The following is an 18,858-nucleotide window of genomic DNA, read 5'->3' on the forward strand; positions in this document are numbered from 1 at the left end:
TTGTTGTGCGCTCCTGCCTGCCGGCGAGGTAGGTTCGCTAAAGGGTATATGTATTATTCATAAACTACTATAAAAACGTGTATCCCCACGCTGGCGACAATTTGTAATTGGTGTCCAACTGAGTGATCTAACAGAAAACCAATCCACACTTCGATACGATGTTGTTCCTTAAGTCACAAAATCACTCAGTGCCCTGACCATAATTAACCAAGCCACCCATCTCTATCCAAGCTACGATACTGTATCGCTTCGCTGATGTGCATACCCGTGACGGTTTCACTTCCTGCTAGATCAGCAATGGTGCGTGCTACTTTCAAAATACGATCGTAGGCACGAGCGGAGAGATTCAGACGTTCCATGGCGGTTTTGAGGAGTTGTTTGGAGGCGTCATCGAGTGCGCAATACGTTCGGATTTGCTTGACATTCATTTGAGCGTTGTAGTTGGTGGCTTCGCTTTCGCGAAAGCGGACTACTTGTAATTCCCTTGCTGCGGTCACCCGTTTCCGGATCTCTACACTCGACTCAGCTTTTTGCTCACTGCTCAACTTTTCAAAAGGCACGGGTGTCACTTCAATATGAATATCAATACGATCCAACAACGGTCCGCTGATCTTTCCTAAATACCGTTGCATCTCGGCGGGACTACTCGTCACAGGGGCATCGGGATCATTAAAATACCCACCTGGACTCGGATTCATACTCGCCACCAACATAAAACTACTCGGATAGGTCACGGTAAAACGGGCGCGAGAAATCGTGACTTCGCGGTCTTCTAAGGGTTGTCGCATGACTTCAAGGACTTCGCGTTTAAACTCTGGTAACTCATCGAGAAACAAAACGCCGTTATGAGAAAGGGAGATTTCACCTGGCTGCGGATAACTGCCACCACCGACTAAAGCGACGTTAGAAATCGTATGATGTGGCGATCGAAACGGTCGTTCGCTCATCAAGCCTTGGTTATTTTTCACGCGCCCAGCAACGCTATGAATTTTTGTCGTTTCCAGCGCCTCTCTCAAACTCATCGGTGGTAAAATACTAGGAAGCCTTTTAGAGATCATGGTCTTCCCAGACCCTGGAGGACCGATCAGAATAATATTATGACCGCCTGCTGCGGCGATTTCCATACAGCGTTTTATAGACTCTTGTCCTTTGACATCGGCAAAATCAAATTCAGGATGATCCAGACTTTTATAGAACTCGGCTCGTGTATCAATGACTGTTTGTTCTAACGGCACCTCTTTATCAAAAAAAGCAATGACTTCACTTATGTTTTCGACGCCGTATACGCAAAGTCCATCGACAATAGCGGCTTCTTTGGCATTTTGTTTGGGTAGAATAAAACCTTTGAAGCCTTCTTCTCTTGCGGTAATGGCTATCGGCAAAGCGCCTTTGATGGGTTGTAGTCCTCCGTCTAAGGAGAGTTCGCCCATAATGATGTAGTCAGCAATGGCATCGCCTTTTATTTGTCCTGTAGCGACTAGAATTCCTGTGGCGAGCGTAAGGTCATAGGCAGAACCTTCCTTACGCATATCGGCAGGAGACATGTTGATGATGATCTTTTTTCCGGGAATTTTATAACTATTATTCTGAAGCGCAGCGGCAATCCTATAGTTACTTTCTTTAATGGCATTATCGGGTAATCCTACCAAGTGGTATCCGATTCCTTTATCTACATTGACTTCAACGGTAATAGTCGTGGCATCTACACCAAAGACTGCGCTACCAAAAACTTTGGTTAACATATACATCTTGTTAGTGTAAGATAGAAATATGCGCAGCTCTATACCTCACTGATTATAAAGGTATAAATATAGGATTTCTTTTTAAGGTTTTACACATCATTCATTACTATTGATAGCAAATAATAGCTTTTTAGTGTACTATCTATAATTCATAACCGCAAGTTGTTTATCAACAAACTTGCGGTTTCTTACATTTTTAAAAATTAGATGAGACTATCCTGCTACCTCATCCCCTGGTCCAATAGGTTTTGGCACACAAAAGCATCTAGTATAAGGATGAACACCCCAACATTGTAAAATTTCGTCTGCCCAGTTACATTGCATGTGTCCCCCCGCAATGGCTTTTTGATCAGATTTAGATAAAACTGTTCCTAAGTTTGAAATTGATTTTAACATCTTAATTCATTTTAAAATTTTCTTACTCTATTGTGTAGGCTTTTCAGTTCCGCCTTTTGTCTACTCTGATAGTTGTGATTTTCGACAACCTCACTTTTGATAAAGTTATCAGTGAAAAAGAGGATCTACAACACACAAACTATTTACGAAGTAGACTAACCAATAAGTGTATGGTATGGATTAATATGTGTAGTATTGCAGAACTTTAATGTAAGTTTATAGCATCCATTTGCCATATAAACTCAATGAAATAGCTATGAAAAAACGATTTTTAATTTTATCTGTAGTGCTATTAAGCACATTTTACATGAATGCCCAAAGTGATTTTACCATTGGTTTTACATTAGGCGGAGGTTTTGGAGATTTTAGGGGCGAATTTATTCCTGATGATATTAAAAGTCAGTTATCTATTGTTTATGGAATGGAAATTCAGAAAAATTTTGGGGATCACATGTATCTAAGGAGTGGTATTTCTTACGGTAAGAAAGAAGTAGAATTTGCGACCTTTATTCCACTAAGTAACTTTGATATTATTCAAAGTAGCCGACAGTCTATCAATATATCTACTATTACAATCCCAGTTTACTTGGGGTATAGAAGTACTGGTGATTTTCGTTTTCATGCAAATGCAGGTCCTTTTATTTCTTTTATCACCGATGAAGAAAATATTTTAGTAAAAAGTTTCGATTATGGTATTGGAGCTTCCTTAGGTATCGAATACACACTTTCTTCCAGTGGTATTATACGTTTTGAGATTCTTAATGAATTAGGACTAGCTGATATTAGTGATTCAATAATAGAAGTCGAAAACAATACCATTAACACCAACAGATTTGGTGCTTATATAACGTATTTAATTCAACTATAAGAACTATCTTAACTTGAGTTCGACGTCCCAACTTGAATACGCCTTACCAACTTTTCGCCTTGAGCTTTATTAAAAAAACCTGTGAAGCAAGCCTCACAGGTTTTTATGAATCATGTATTCTTTTTATATAATTATTTCACCATGATCTTACCGACTTTAGTCTGTGATCCCATGACTACTTTATAAAAATACAGCCCTGAACTTCTCAATTCATAATCAATGAGTGCGGTGCCTGCATTAAATTGTTGCTCTTTATATTCCTTAATCAAACGTCCATAACTATCATAAATAAACACTGTTACCTGTTCTGATTGTGACAATGGAATCGCAATCACGCCTTTTCCATTGGAAGGATTCGGATAGGTAGTAATGGCAGATTTAAAGCCCGTAAGGGTTTGATTTTTATCCTTAGAAACCGTTTCATTAGGAATGTTGCTTCGTGTCGGACAATCAAAAGGACAGGTATCGTTCCAATTTCCATTACGCACAGCACCTCCCGATGTGAAATTGAACCAGCCTTCACGATCTCTGAGTAAGTCAACAGATTGACTTCCATTATTTCCATTGTTAAATACAAGTCCAATTTCGGAATTACTTACCCCTGACGGTAGTGTAATGTCATAAAAAAACCAATTGGCTGTATCAGGAAGCGCTGTCATTTGCTGCCCTGGCCACGCTGGGGTTCCTGATAATACACTATTTTGAGTAGTATTAAAGGTATATCCGCTAATCGTACCCCAATCATTGGGTTTGTGGGCATAAATACGATAGGTATTTGATGAAGTCCCTGGACAATCTGAAGGACAAACATCTGACCACGTCCCTGTTCGCATTGCCCCTCCTGAGGTAAATTCAAACCAGCCATCCCTATCTCTGAAAAGATCTACAGTTTGGCTTCCGTTATTTCCATTGTTAAATACGAGTCCGATGGTATTCGCACTCACTCCTGCTGGAATATTAATTTCATATTCATACCACACTGTACTTCCTGAAATAAGTGTCATTGATTGTCCTGGCCATCCACTGGTTCCTGAAAGAACACTATTGGTAGCCGTATTATACACATAAACGTCTAACTCATTCCAATCTAACGGGTTTTTAGCTCTCACAGTAAAGGAAGATGGAGGTGTAACGATATTTCCATCAAAGGCTTCTCCAATCAAAACAAGTCCAAACGGACTATTAAAGTCGGCAGTATTATTACTTACTATCGCTGTATTTCCTGAAAAATAATCAGTGAGTTCTGTCCCGTCAGGCCAAAGATTGAATAGATTCAGTGCATTTTGAAAATCGCCATCATTGCCTGTGTACACCAAACTCTTATCAGATAACACTCCGTTATCAAATTCTCTTTTAAATGTATATGGTGTATCTTGAAGTTTGGTGTGAACTCCAGCACCCACAGATACGTGCTCTCTTCTAAATTTCCCTATTTTCTGGTGATGTAATAAGGTTAAGGAAGCTAATGAGTTTGCGTTATTCAAATCCCCAAAGTTCATAAAAGAACGTAACGTTGCATCCCCACTGGCTCCGCCACCTGGAGTTAAGGTTCGTGCCGTCTCGTCTCCATAATAAATTTGCGCTGTAGAAGGAGACAATAAAAGTTTTGTACCCGCTTCGAAGGTTCGGGTTCGGTTAATATCAAAGACTTCAGCTGTATCGTGGTTGGCAAGAAAATTCATAACGGAAGCACCTCCTAGCTGATTCTGCAATAAATTATTATAGCTAGAAAATATACTTTCCAACCCTTGATTGGCGACAAAGCGAAAATCAAAGTTGATTAGGTTTTCATAGCCGTTATTATAATAATCGACATTAAATCCATCACCATTAAACACACGCTGCATGCCTAGCGCAAAATAATTGAACACCTCTCCTGTCATCCAGAACGGTTGATCATCTACTTTCTTTTGAGGGTTGGCACCTTTCCAATCCTGTAACGCAATTAAACCCTCTGTTTTTAATTCTGTCCAAACAGATTCTTCTACATGCTTTACGGTATCCACTCGAAAACCATCTACCCCATAATCCCGCACATAATCGGTAAGCCATTTTATAATGTAAAAACGCGGTGCTCTTGGATACCCAGTTCGATTAAAAAAAGCATCTAACTCAGCTAATTCTTGTGCTTTTCTACCTTCATTCTCCCATTTATCTAATAACCATTGTGGAAGGTTTACGGGTGCATTACTTTCGGTTAATATATCTGGGAGATTATCAACAAGTTCGCAAGGGATGGTTCCTTGTGGACCATTAAAGTTACACGTTGGATCTCTTCGCACCCAATCATTAGGCCATGACTCGTCCTCTGGGTTATCGGGTCCTACGTGATTTAATACCACATCCATGACAATACGAATCCCGTGGTCATGCGCCGTGTCTACCAGTGTCTGAAAGGTGGCTTCGGTACCCAGATTACGATCTATGGCCGTCCAATCTTTTGTCCAATACCCATGAAAAGCATAATTTTTTCCAGAATCTACATTTATGGAGCCGTGTATGTTTTCATAAGGAGGTGTCAACCAAATAGCACTGACACCTAAGTCATCAAAATAGCCTTCATTAATTTTATTAATAAGACCTTGAAGGTCGCCACCTAAGTAACTTCGTAATGGACCACCATCCTGTTGCCGTCCGTATGAAAAATCATTGGACGGATCTCCATTTTCAAAACGATCTGTCAATACAAAATAAACGGTCGCATTTTCCCATACAAAAGGAATGTCTCTACTTTGACCTAGACTAGATAGGTACGTAAGTACTAAAAATAAAAAGGATAAAAATTTTGTTGTTTTCATAATTTGGGGGATTATATAATTAATAGATTAAAATATGATGATTTTTATCAGTTACCGACTCTTTTAAAGAACTAATAACGTGATACATAAATCTATCTAAAGTTACTCTAAAGTTCCATTTTACACTATTGAGATATAAAGAAATTTACATTTTACGTTAATTTTTAACATATTGGAAATCAATACCCTTATCGGAATTTACTTACGAAAACGTTATCGTAAAAGTTGTCAAATTCGTAATAATTTGACTCAGTTATATTTTAAGAATTTCAGAATAAAAAAGAATGTAGCTATTCATCTTACAAATCATAAGAATAAACTTCAATACTAGATACAATTCCTAAGTGCTATGATAAGCTTAAATAGTGAAGAAATAAAGGGTGCATTTTATCGATTTACCACACACATCTGTGTTTTTATCTAATCGTCAAAAAAAACAAATCACCGATAAAGTGTTTTTATTTCTTAAAATTATGTTAATAAAATATAAATACCCTAAATTACACTGCTTTGAATACGGAAAAAAATCAAAAAAAGGGGGGTTTACCCCTTTCCTAAGATATATGCATAGCATACTTTTATTCTATAAATAAGCAAGGGTTAGTTTAGATTCATCAAATGGGGGAAGTGCTGTTCTTTTTGAGTGTTTAAAGACAATAGAAACGCACAATACCATTTAATTTAGGGGTGAAATGCATCCCGCTTTATTGCGGGATGTTTTTCAAAAATTAAAGTAAATCTTTAACATTAATATAGTTGTTTGTGTATTTGTTAAGGGATACACAACTATAATTTAGGGGGTGAAAGGCATCCTGCAATCTTGCAGGGTGTTTTTCCGTTTTAGGGCATATGCCAAAAAAAAGCGCACTTAAAAGTGCGCTTTTTTTGTACAATTCGATCCTTATTATCGTAGAATACTAAATGAGATTCTAGAGGTATGAAAAACCGTATGCGTTTCTTTGGTGAAATCAGATTTCTTTGCTTTAAAGATATTGTCTACATAGGTTTGCGGATTTAAATCAATCAGCGGAAACCATGTACTCTGTACTTGAATCTGTATTTTATGTCCCTTCTTAAATGTGTGTAATACATCCTGTAGTTTTATAAATACCTCTTCTTTGTTTCCTGGTACGAAAGGTTCTGGACGTGACATACTTCTTCTAAAACGACCTCTCATCACTTCACTGCGCACCATCTGATGATAGCCCGCCATTTGCATTCCTTCTTCTGTCTCTTCTGTGTTGGGTACATCATCTGGATATACATCGATCACCTTTACAATCCAATCAGCAGACGATCCTGTTGTCATCACTTCTAGCTTTGCCATGATCTCTCCAGCAAGTGTGACATCATCATCAAGAACAGGCGTTTCATACACCAATACATCATCTCTCTTAGCTGCAAAACGCTGATCGTCACTCATGTATTTACGAGGGGTAAACACCATTTTCTTTCCTTCTGCATATGGCACTGGATTGGCAGGATCACTTACAAAAGTTTCTGCACCGTTTTTTGTCGATGGACTTCCTGATAATCTATTATTATCATCTAGATAAAAGGTAGCATTCATAGCTGCCTTCGGAGGCCACACATCAAATGATTTCCATTCTTTTTTACCCGTATCAAAGATGTGTGCTTCTGGCAATAGATTTTCATTTCCTCCCATTCCTTTCAAGAAATGATTGAAGAACTTCGTTTCTAATTCTTTCTGAAAATAATCAGAAATATCGTCTCCAAAATAGACATTCCCTACCGCTTGGCGTTTTTTATTTCGTGCCCAATCTCCATGACTCCACGGTCCAAAAACCACTGTATTGTAGTTATTACTTCGCTTTTCTATATTTTTATACGTTTCCCAAGGGCCATATAAATCTTCGGCGTCAAAAAGTCCGCCTACAGTCATCACCGCTGGTTTAATATCCTGCAAATGCTGGATAATCCCTCTTGATTGCCAAAATTCATCATAATTAGGATGTTCCTTGAGTTGTGTCCAGAATTCATTGGTTTCATCATAATAAGCATCTAGGTTTGATAAAGGTCCCGTTTTCAAAAAGAAATCAAACTGATCATCGCTATCTAACTTTGGCATCTGATACCAAGCTTCTTTGGTAGGTCCTTCTTTTTGATATCCAAATAAAGCCGTGGCTCTCCAATAGCTTAATAAATAAGCGCCGTTATGATGAAAATCATCAAAAAAGAAATCCCCGATACACGCCTGTGGCGAGCTTGCTTTTAAGGCTGGGTGTTCACTCAACAGGGAGTAGGTTGCATAAAACCCAGGGTAGGATATCCCCCACGTACCGACATTACCATTATTATTGGCTACATTCTTCACCAACCAATCGATGGTATCATAAGTATCACTGGCTTCATCTACCTCTTTATCCTTTTTATTGGGAATAAAGGCTCGCATATTATCATATTTCCCTTCACTCATCCATCTCCCACGGACGTCTTGGTACACAATAATATACCCGTCTTCCATCATATATTTGTTAGGACCGATCTTAGATCGAAACTGATCTTCTCCATACGGACGACAACTATAAGGCGTACGTTGCATCACGATAGGATACGTCTTTGAGGTGTCTTTTGGTGAATAAATGGTCGTATGTAATTTGATACCATCACGCATCTCAATAGCCACTTCTTGTTTGTTGTAATGTGCTTTTACATCGTAGGTTTCTTGGGTGTACACTTTCGCGAAAGCAAAAACAAACAGTACTACAAATAGGTTCTTCATCATAAATTAGTTATTATTAAATCGTGTTATTCCTTCTTTAAGCCATACCAAATATTCATTAATATCTGGTGTATAGGAGACGGGGGTATTCAATTCTTTTTCATCGTGATCGAGCAACACATAATAAGGAGCCGCTAAAATCCCGTACTTTTCTATTTGGAAATTACTCCACTTATTTCCAACAGTTTTAATACGACGCCCAGAGGCACTCACCCCTTGTTCGCTTTTTGGCAGTTCTTCTCTAGAATCCCCGTAAAGCGAAATCAAAACAATATCGTTTCGTAATATATTCAATACCTTGGGATCTGACCAAACACGTTCTTCCATGCGTCTACAATTAATGCACGCATAGCCCGTGAAATCAAGAAGAATGGCTTTATTTTCTTTTTTGGCATACGCAACACCCGCATCATAATCTGTAAATGATAATAAATCATGAGGCCCTAACTCGGCATGATCCGGAATTTCTTTTTCTGAGGAAACTATCGCTGACTTCCCTCCTATACCGTATGGAGATTCGCTATTTTTCATAGGAGGTGGGAATCCACTAATCAATTTCAATGGTGCACCCCATAATCCTGGGATCATATAAATGACAAGACTAAGTGTGGTTAACCCTAACAAAAGACGGCCTACAGAAATATGATTGATGTCACTATCATGCGGTAGTTTGAGTTTTCCAAAAAGATAGATGGTTAAGCCCACCAAAATAGCTATAATGATGGCCAAGAAAACTTCGCGTTCTAAGATATTAGTTTGTGCGACAAGATCTGCATTGGAAAGGAACTTGAAAGCAAGTGCCAATTCTAAAAATCCTAAAACTACTTTTACCGTATTTAGCCAGCCACCCGATTTTGGCAATGAATTTAACCACCCTGGAAACATAGCAAATAAAGCAAACGGTAAAGCAATTGCTAGTGAAAAACCGAGCATGCTTATGATAGGTGCAATACCACCTTTGGTTGCAGACTCCACAAGCGCAGTTCCTACGATAGGCCCTGTGCAAGAAAAAGAAACAATTGCAAGTGCCAATGCCATAAAAAAGATACCGATAAGACCACCACGGTCTGCTTGACTATCTACTTTAGTAGCCCATGATTGGGGTAACATAATTTCAAAAGCACCCAAAAAGGAAATCGCAAATACGACTAACAATACAAAAAAGGCAATATTAAAAGGGACACTTGTAGAAACCTCAACAATAGCAGTTTCTCCAAAAATAGCTGTTACCGCCAACCCTAGAACTACGTAAATTATAATGATACTCAGTCCGTAGATAATGGCATTTTTGATGCCTTCTGCACGTGATTTACTTTGCTTTGTAAAAAAGCTCACCGTCATAGGGATCATCGGAAATACACATGGCGTAAATAGCGCTGCAAGGCCTCCTAAGAAAGAAAGGAAAAATAAAAGCCATAAGCCCTTTTCTTCTTTCTTTTCTGGTTTCTTCTCTTTTTCTAATGAACTAGCTTTATGTCCGTAGTTTTCAAAATCATTGTAGTTTGTAAAAAACCGTACCAATTCCTTTTTAAGATCGTGTACCACATAAAAATCTTGTTGAATACAAACCTCTTTACATACCTGGTATGTAAGAATAGATTTCACTATTTCTAATTCCGTTTGAACCTGCTGTACTAATTGAGGCGTATTCCCTACGTATTTGATAACATCTTCTTCAAAAATATCATCATAGGCCGTTTTTGTTTCTGATTCTATAATCTCTCCTACAAGATTGACTCCTTTACCATTATCTATAAATTCAAGGTTAAGAGGCATTCCAGCTGGTGTGTCTTTAGCATAGACATACCATCCAGCTTCGATAACAGCATCATAATGTAATATATATCTAGTATCTGAAGTTTTCTCAACTGTTCCAGACCACTTTACAGGATCGTATTTGTTTCCCCCTCCAAAAGTTGATAACCTATTAAAGCCTTGTATCTTATTTTTATCTGCACTCTTGTCACTTTGATAATCCTCAAAAGCATCATATTTAGTGAATACTTTCACTTCATTTTTTATGAGATCAAGTACAACATAAAACTCCTGATTGATACACACCTCTTTACACGTTTGGTGTTTTATAATCACTTTTACAAAAGGCGTTTTTGGATCTTTAAGAATAATCTTTTGAGATAATCTACCTGTATCTTTCCAGAAAACCTCATCTACTTCAAAAATATCACTGTATTCTCGATGTGTTGGACTTTCTGAAGCGGGTCCATCTAGTGTGTAGGTAGCATCATTCTCTGGCAAATACTCAAATTGCAATGGGTTGGGACCATTTTCTGGTGTAAACTGACTATAGACATGCCAATCTTTCTCAATTTCTACATCGTAATGTAATATATACTCAGTCTCAGATTTCTTTTCTATCTCACCAGACCATTTAACAGGATCAAATTTTTGACCTTCTCCAAAGGCTTGTCCTCCTCCTAAACTTTGTGCTACAGAAAGTGTGGTCGTAAAGATGAATATTCCGAGGAATGTAAGCGTTTTACGCATCATATTGAATAGGTGATTTTTAATCGTTTTTTTGTGTGTTCGTGTGCGCTATAGCGTCTATCTGCTCTATGCCCGAGTATCCAGATGATTCCTTTTTGATCGCATAGCAACCAGGTATTTTCTTTGGCTACCAAAGATAGCTTTTCATCTTTAAAATATTTGTTAACTTTCTTTTTACCTTCCATCCCTGTAGGATAAAAATAATCCCCTGCTTCCCAGTGTCTAATGATTAACGGAAAATGTAATGCTTCCCTATCAACACTGATTTGGTTGGGTGTTGTTGGTATAGCTTCCTCTTGAATTTTGATTTCAATTTTTCCATATTCGCCCTGGAAAATACCTTCGCTATTTAAAATCTCAAAAGAAGTCGTTTTATTACGCTCTTCTTTACGATGCTCATACAATTGTAAGCTTGTTCTGTCTTTTAATAAGCGATGCGTCCCCGAAAATAACTGTTTTCCAGATTGCGCCTCTACTAATTGATATATATCAATCCAACTCGTAAATCCATAGTCTTTGTATAAAACATACAATACTTCTTTGGGATTTGGATGTTGTTTCAGTTTTGAAATATCTAAACAAATAGCACTTGGTCCCGTCAAACTATTTAAAGGATAAAAGTAACGTTCTTTTAATTCCTTTGTGTAGGTTTCCAATAAGGCTACCGATTGTTGTAGGTGTGTCATCGTATCTTCTATACGATCTGTAGCATCAGGACGAATTATTTCCAGTGCAGGTAGCACGTGATGTCGCATGGCATTACGCACATACGCATCAGAGGCATTGCTACTATCTTCTCTCCAAGTAATGGTATTCTCAGTAGCATATTGATGAATTTGCTTTCGCGAAAAAGGCAACAGTAACCTCAACACCTGTCCTGAAACAGCAGGGATACCCGTCAGTCCCTCGATGCCGGTACCCCGTGTGGCATTGATCAAAAACGTCTCCACAGAATCATTGCGGTGATGTGCTGTTAGTATATAGTCGTATGCTTCGGAAGCAACAACCTCTTTAAACCATGCATATCGCAAATCACGGGCTGCCATTTGTGTAGAGAGCGTATGTTTTTTCGCGTAAGCGTAGGTATCAAAAGAAGTTTCGTGAAAAGGAATTTCGAACTTTGAAGCCAGTTCTTTTACAAAAAGAGCATCGGCATCACTCTCTTCACCGCGTAATTTAAAATTACAATGCCCTATCCCAATATCCAATCCTGTAGCAACACATAGATGTACTAAGACAATACTATCAATGCCTCCGCTTACAGTCGCTAATAGCCGAGTGTTTTCTGTAAGAAAAGGAAAGTGTTGTTTTACGTGAGACTGAAATGCATGGAGAAACATAGTTCAAAAGCTTAAACTCTTCCTTTTAGGGCGTTAAAGACCCAAGCAATGGCAAAAAAGCCAATTCCTACGGAGGCAAAGCCCCAACCAGCAACATCATCATATCGGAAAGCTCCTAATGCTATAAGCGCTAATCCAACAATAATCATAATAAAAGTAGCCCATCCGAGCACTGTATTCTTATTCATTCCCATATCTTTATTTTACGTGATCATCGTGATTCAAAACTTTCGCAACATGCTTTGATAGCAACGTATTCTTTTAGTATACCTCATGAATTACCACGATATAGTGTAGGATTTTAAGTAATTTCTGAGACAATCTACATAACAAATGATCGAAATACAAATATCGGCTAAATTTGATAAATGGAACGAAGGGAAACTATACGATTTTCGTAAATTCGAAGATTCAATGAGACGGTGTCCTTTTTGAAATCTAATTTTTAATATACCAAGACTTTAAAATAGCTTATTTCTGTACTATGGATTTAAAATTCAATAAAAACGAAGATCACAATAAACTTTTACTTTCTGATTTAAAAAGAAAACTTGCCAAAGTAAAATTAGGCGGTGGTGAAAAACGGATTGAAAAACATCATGCTAAAGGAAAACTCACCGCGCGCGAGCGCATTGATTACTTGGTAGATGATCCCAAGAAATGTATAGAAATAGGGGCTTTTGCAGGTGAAGGGATGTATAAAGAGCATGGCGGATGCCCAAGTGGTGGTGTTGTCATTAAAATAGGGTATGTATCTGGGAAACAATGTATCATTGTGGCCAATGACGCCACGGTAAAAGCAGGCGCGTGGTTCCCGATTACGGGAAAGAAAAACTTACGGGCTCAAGAAATCGCTATGGAAAATAAACTACCAATCATCTATCTCGTTGATAGTGCTGGGGTATATCTTCCTATGCAGGATGAGATTTTTCCTGATAAGGAGCACTTCGGACGTATTTTTCGAAACAATGCCGTTATGAGCAGTATGGGGATTACTCAAATTTCTGCAGTCATGGGAAGTTGTGTGGCGGGAGGAGCCTATTTACCTATTATGAGTGACGAAGCACTCATTGTCGATAAAACGGGAAGTATTTTCTTAGCGGGTAGTTATCTGGTAAAAGCGGCTATTGGTGAGAGTATTGATAACGAAACACTGGGAGGAGCAACAACACATTGTGAAATAAGCGGCGTGACCGATTACAAAGCAAAAGATGATAAAGATGCCTTGGATACCATTAAAAAACTAATGGATAAAATAGGCGATTATACCAAAGCAGGCTACAATCGTAAGGAAGCAGCATTACCCAAAGAAAATCCTGAGGATATGTTTGGAATTCTTCCCGCATCCAGAGCCGATCAATATGACATGCGCGAAATCATAAAGCGGATTGTAGATGATTCTGAATTTGATGAATATAAAGAAGGGTACGGACAAAGTATCCTCACTGGATATGCCCGTATAGACGGTTGGGCTGTGGGCATTGTGGCTAATCAGCGGAAATTGGTAAAAACCAAAAAAGGCGAAATGCAATTTGGTGGGGTGATCTATTCGGATAGCGCCGATAAAGCCACGCGTTTTATTGCTAATTGTAATCAAAAGAAAATTCCGTTAGTATTTGTACAAGATGTGACTGGATTTATGGTGGGAAGTAAAAGTGAGCATGGCGGAATCATTAAAGATGGTGCCAAAATGGTGAATGCGGTTTCCAATAGTGTGGTTCCAAAATTCACCATCATCATTGGTAACTCCTATGGTGCTGGAAATTACGCGATGTGCGGAAAGGCATATGATCCACGACTGATTGTGGCATGGCCAAGTGCTAATCTTGCCGTAATGAGCGGAAATTCTGCAGCAAAAGTGTTATTGCAAATCGAAACGGCATCGCTTAAAAAGCAAGGAAAAGAAATTACTCCTGAAGTAGAGAAAGAATTATACGATCGTATCAAAGCACGCTATGATGAGCAAATCTCCCCGTATTATGCAGCCTCTCGTATTTGGACCGATGCGGTCATCGACCCGAGAGATACACGTACATGGATTTCTATGGGAATTGAAGCTGCCGATCATGCACCTATCGAAAAACCGTTTAATCTAGGTGTAATTCAGGTGTGATCAATGGAGTGACTTTCGTTAAAAATAAATGTTTCCTTTTTTATACTTTCAAGGAACAACGTGACGCAGAAGTTTATGCTGAGCGTAGCCGAAGTACGAAAGCGTTTACCCCCATACTAAAAGACGTAATTCGCTGTTTTAATTTAAAAAAGGTTTATATACATTAGCAATCTATGATTAAAAGGGGAATAGCAGCATACATTTTATCTATTTTTTCAACCGTTTTTTGTTTTTCACAAACAGACATTCCAAAGGATTACTTTACCAATCCATTAGATATTCCGCTTGTGATGGCAGGAACTTTTGGAGAGTTGCGCAGTAATCATTTTCACAGCGGATTGGATATCAAAACCCAACGAAAGGAAGGGTTTAAAGTATATGCTTCGGCGGAAGGTTTTGTGAGTCGCATCAAAATATCACATTACGGATATGGAAAAGCCATCTATATCCAACATCCTAATGGATATAGTACTGTGTATGCACATCTCAAGAAATTTAGCCCTGAAATAGAAGCCTATATAAAAGACAAGCAGTACAAAAAAGAGCAGTTTGAAATAGAAGTCTACCCTAGGTCGGGAACCATTCCAGTATCGCAAGGTGATTTGATTGCTTATAGTGGTAATACGGGAGGTAGCGGCGGTCCTCATCTTCATTATGAGATTCGAGATGCCAATGCAAGACCGATGAATCCGTTCTTATTTGGGATAGACGTAGCCGACACTAAACCTCCAAAGGTTAGTAATGTATTTGTATATCCGCTAGATGAAAACTCCTATATCAATCGTTCTCAAAAACCGGTAGAACTTAGAGTAACAATGCAAAAAGATAGTAGCTTCGTCACCGGAAAAATAAACGCTCAGGGAAAAATAGGTTTTGGGATCAGCACCATCGATCAGCAAAATGGTGCTAACAATAAAAATGGGATTTATCAGATACAAACGACCCTAAATGGAGAAGAAAACTTCTTACTTACGATGGATAAGTTTTCTTTTGCCGAGACTCGATACCTCAACAGGATGATTGATTATGGACGTTTTATCAAAAAGAAAAATAGAGTTCAGAAATTATTTATAGAAAAAAACAATCCGTTGAGTATCTACGAAAAACACGTAGACAATGGGATGTTATCTATACAGGATAGCCTTTCGTATCAATACACTATTAGAGTGAAAGACTATGCAGGCAATGAAACCCGAATCAATATTCCTATCGTGGGAAAAGTAGATACCCTTGTCAAACCAAAAGAAATCAACGTCACCGATCATTATGCCTATGCAGATCAACCATTCTCTCATGCAGAAGGGAAATTTACCGTATATATTCCTAAAGGGGCTTTATACGATGATACTTTCTTAAATCTTAGGGTGAGTTCTGATACTCTTGATTTTCATCAAGAAGACACTCCACTCCATAAAAACGCTACGATTACCTATGATTTATCAGCGTATAATCTAGAAGATAGAGAAAAATTATACTTAGGAAGATTGAATCGTAAGGGGGATGATATTTATTATAGTAGCACGCGAATTAAAGATAATACGCTTACGACAGCAACTAGAACTTTTGGCACATATACTATAGGAATAGATAAAACACCTCCAGTAATTACCCCTAAAAATGTCACCAAAGGAAAATGGATGTCTAAGTATCGCTATCTGAAATTTAAAATAGAAGATGTTCATAGTGGTATCAAAAGTTATCGTGCTACCGTCAATGGCAAATTTATTCTCATGGAATATGATTATAAAACAAAGACATTGATACACGATTTTAACGATACTATCGTTACTGATACAGAAAACAACTTAAAACTAATCGTCACGGATAATGTAGGAAATAGTGCTACATTTGAGACAACATTTTTTAGAAAAAAATAATCTCTTGAAAAAAAGATACTTCCTACCTGTACTTACCTTCCTCTTTTGCTTTACTGCATTTAGTCAAACAGCAACGATAAGAGGTATTGTTTTAGATGAAAATCAAACCCCTGTTCCTGGAGCTAATATTTCATATACCACAAATGGAAAAGTGACCAACGATAATGGTTTCTTTATGATTGAAATTCCCGCAAACCAAGATATAACACTTACGTTCTCGTATGTTGGTTTTCAAAATATCACACAAACTTTCAACCTATCTCCTAATGCGGATATAGAATACAATCCTGTGTTCAAAAAAGATGTGACTCAAATCGCTACGGTGGTCATCACTTCCAATAGAAGGCGAGAGCGTGAAGAAGGTGTAGTCACTATTTCTGCCGAAGCAATCCGTAAAGTACCTGGGGCTATTCCTGGGGTAGAAAATTTACTGAAATCGCTACCTGGGGTTAATAATAATAATGAATTGAGTACCAATTATAATGTACGAGGAGGAAACTTTGATGATAACCTTGTGTATGTCAATGAGATTGAAGTATACCGTCCTTTCTTAATCCGTTCCGGACAACAAGAAGGATTTAGTTTTGTAAATAGCGATTTAACCCAAAGTGTTTCTTTTAGTGCTGGTGGCTTTCAAGCAAAATACGGAGATAAATTGGCTTCTGTGTTAGATATATCCTATAGAAGACCTACTGGTTTTGGTGCCAGTGTAAACGCCAGTCTTTTAGGCGCCACTGCATCTGTAGAGGGCGTTTCTAAAGATGGACGGCTTACCGCCATTACAGGATTAAGATATCGTAATAATGGTCTGCTGGTCTCTTCTAGACAAACAGAAAGCAACATCAACCCTATTTTTGCCGATGCACAAACATTTATTACTTATAAATTCTCAAAAAAATTCCAATTAGACTTCTTAGGAAATATTGCGATTAACGATTATGATTTTGAGCCTTTAAACCGTCAGACTAATTTTGGAACATTGGCCGATCCAATTTCACTCCTAATCTTATTTGACGGACAGGAAGAAGATAAATACGAAACCTACTTTGGCGCTTTAAAAGCCACTCAAACAGTCAATGAAAATTTAACCCTAAAACTTATTGGTTCTATCTATCATAGTCAGGAGCAGGAATTTTTTGATATCCTAGCCCAATATCGATTAGGGGTGCCAGATAATAATATTGGAAGTGAAGATTTGGGAGAGGTCGAATTTACACAAGCCGCTGGAGGGCAATTGCGAAGTGCACGTAACCTGCTAGACGCCTTATTTGTCAATTTAGAACACAAAGGAACATATACAAAAGACGAAGATCAGATAGATTGGGGAATTAAATATACCCATGAAGACATCAGAGATCAATTACGAGAATTTGAGATTATAGACTCGGCAGGTTTTTCGGTACGTCCGTTTCTTCCTGACTTTGCCAATGATCAACCCTATAACCCATTTGACGGACCTATTGAACCTTTTACAAGTGTACGTGCACGAAATGATGTGCAAATAGACCGTGTCTCTGGATATGCGCAATATACCAAGCGTACTGATTGGGGAGACAATGAAGTTTCTTTTAATGTAGGTGTTAGAGCGCATCAATGGACGGTAAGTGGGCAAAATCTAGAGAGTTCTTCTCAAGCTGTTTTTAGCCCAAGAGCACAGTTTAGCATTAAGCCCGATTGGAATGACGATATGGTGTTTAGACTCTCGGGAGGGGTTTATCAACAACCCCCATTATACAGGGAATTGCGTAATGCTACGGGAGAAGTCGTACCAGAGGTAAAAGCACAAAAATCAATTCATGCCGTAGTAGGCCACGATTGGAGTTTTAATATGTGGGGTGGAAAATTCAAATTGGTGAATGAACTATTTTATAAAGACCTCACCAATGTCAATACCTTTACATTAGAAAATGTACGGATTCGATACCGCGCCAATAATAATGCAACCGCTCGTATTTATGGATTCGAATCCCGTCTTAACGGTGAGTTTGTCCCAGGTACCGATAGCTGGATAAGTGTTGGTTTTTTACGCGCTGAAGAAAACCAGGACAACAGAGGATTTATTGCCAGACCTACGGATCAACGTTTTAAAGCAGCATTTTTGTTTCAAGACTATATTCCTACCATTCCAAGTGCGAGAGTGTATCTAAATATGGTCTATCAAACAGGACTTCCAGGCGGAACACCTAGCAATGTAGATCCGTATGATTTTGAAGATCTTCCAAGATTACGTGATTTCTTTAGAGCCGATTTAGGGCTTTCCTATGTGTTTGCAGATGATAAAAAGAAATTTGATAAAGGCCACTGGTTACATCCATTTAAGGAACTGACAGCTGGTTTTGAAATCTATAACATCTTTGATAAACTGAATTCCATCACCAATACCTTTGTTCGTGATGCCAATTCAGGACAACAATTTGCGGTGCCTAATTTCTTAACTCCAAGAGTCTTTAATGTGAGGGTGAGTATGAAGTTGTAA

General features: G+C 38.3%; 10 protein-coding genes. 4 read left to right on the top strand and 6 right to left on the bottom strand.

The annotated features are described in order from the left end of the window. Nucleotides 1-203: 203 nt before the first annotated feature. The gene (locus tag ACFO3O_RS17165) at nucleotides 204-1,742 is read right to left on the bottom strand and encodes a YifB family Mg chelatase-like AAA ATPase (protein WP_379981079.1); all 1,539 of its coding nucleotides are present in this window, start codon (nucleotides 1,740-1,742) and stop codon (nucleotides 204-206) included. A gap of 652 nt (nucleotides 1,743-2,394) precedes the next feature. Between ACFO3O_RS17165 and ACFO3O_RS17170 the strand changes: the two genes are divergently transcribed. Then, entirely contained in the window at nucleotides 2,395-3,006 is a 612-nt protein-coding gene (locus tag ACFO3O_RS17170) for an outer membrane beta-barrel protein (protein WP_379981081.1), read from the top strand. A gap of 131 nt (nucleotides 3,007-3,137) precedes the next feature. Here the strand turns inward: ACFO3O_RS17170 and ACFO3O_RS17175 are convergent, their stop codons facing one another. From ACFO3O_RS17175 to ACFO3O_RS17195, 5 genes are all read right to left on the bottom strand, one after another. Then, nucleotides 3,138-5,804, bottom strand: coding sequence for an alpha-amylase family glycosyl hydrolase (locus ACFO3O_RS17175; protein WP_379981083.1), 2,667 nt, complete (start codon nucleotides 5,802-5,804; stop codon nucleotides 3,138-3,140). A 904-nt stretch (nucleotides 5,805-6,708) separates the two neighbouring features. Next, nucleotides 6,709-8,547, bottom strand: a complete 1,839-nt coding sequence (locus tag ACFO3O_RS17180) for a CocE/NonD family hydrolase (protein ID WP_379981141.1) — start codon at nucleotides 8,545-8,547, stop codon at nucleotides 6,709-6,711. Nucleotides 8,548-8,553: 6 nt separating this feature from the next. Next, complete coding sequence (locus ACFO3O_RS17185) at nucleotides 8,554-10,488, bottom strand: protein-disulfide reductase DsbD family protein (protein ID WP_379981143.1); 1,935 nt, start codon at nucleotides 10,486-10,488, stop codon at nucleotides 8,554-8,556. A 563-nt stretch (nucleotides 10,489-11,051) separates the two neighbouring features. Continuing rightward, nucleotides 11,052-12,392, bottom strand: coding sequence for a tRNA lysidine(34) synthetase TilS (gene tilS, locus ACFO3O_RS17190; RefSeq protein WP_379981085.1), 1,341 nt, complete (start codon nucleotides 12,390-12,392; stop codon nucleotides 11,052-11,054). Nucleotides 12,393-12,403: 11 nt separating this feature from the next. After that, nucleotides 12,404-12,586: a CAL67264 family membrane protein gene (locus ACFO3O_RS17195; RefSeq protein ID WP_379981087.1), complete on the bottom strand. Its 183-nt coding sequence runs from the start codon at nucleotides 12,584-12,586 to the stop codon at nucleotides 12,404-12,406. 290 nt (nucleotides 12,587-12,876) lie between these two features. Between ACFO3O_RS17195 and ACFO3O_RS17200 the strand changes: the two genes are divergently transcribed. The 3 genes from ACFO3O_RS17200 to ACFO3O_RS17210 all read left to right on the top strand — a co-directional run bounded on the left by ACFO3O_RS17200 (nucleotide 12,877) and on the right by ACFO3O_RS17210 (nucleotide 18,858). Beyond that, nucleotides 12,877-14,505 carry an acyl-CoA carboxylase subunit beta gene (locus ACFO3O_RS17200; RefSeq protein WP_379981089.1) on the top strand — a complete coding sequence of 543 codons (1,629 nt, stop codon included), beginning with the start codon at nucleotides 12,877-12,879 and terminating at the stop codon, nucleotides 14,503-14,505. A 173-nt stretch (nucleotides 14,506-14,678) separates the two neighbouring features. After that, the gene (locus ACFO3O_RS17205; RefSeq protein ID WP_379981091.1) at nucleotides 14,679-16,382 is read left to right on the top strand and encodes a M23 family metallopeptidase; all 1,704 of its coding nucleotides are present in this window, start codon (nucleotides 14,679-14,681) and stop codon (nucleotides 16,380-16,382) included. A gap of 4 nt (nucleotides 16,383-16,386) precedes the next feature. Next, nucleotides 16,387-18,858, top strand: coding sequence for a carboxypeptidase-like regulatory domain-containing protein (locus ACFO3O_RS17210; RefSeq protein WP_379981093.1), 2,472 nt, complete (start codon nucleotides 16,387-16,389; stop codon nucleotides 18,856-18,858).

The organism is Dokdonia ponticola, from assembly GCF_042653865.1.
Lineage (GTDB): Bacteria > Bacteroidota > Bacteroidia > Flavobacteriales > Flavobacteriaceae > Dokdonia > Dokdonia ponticola.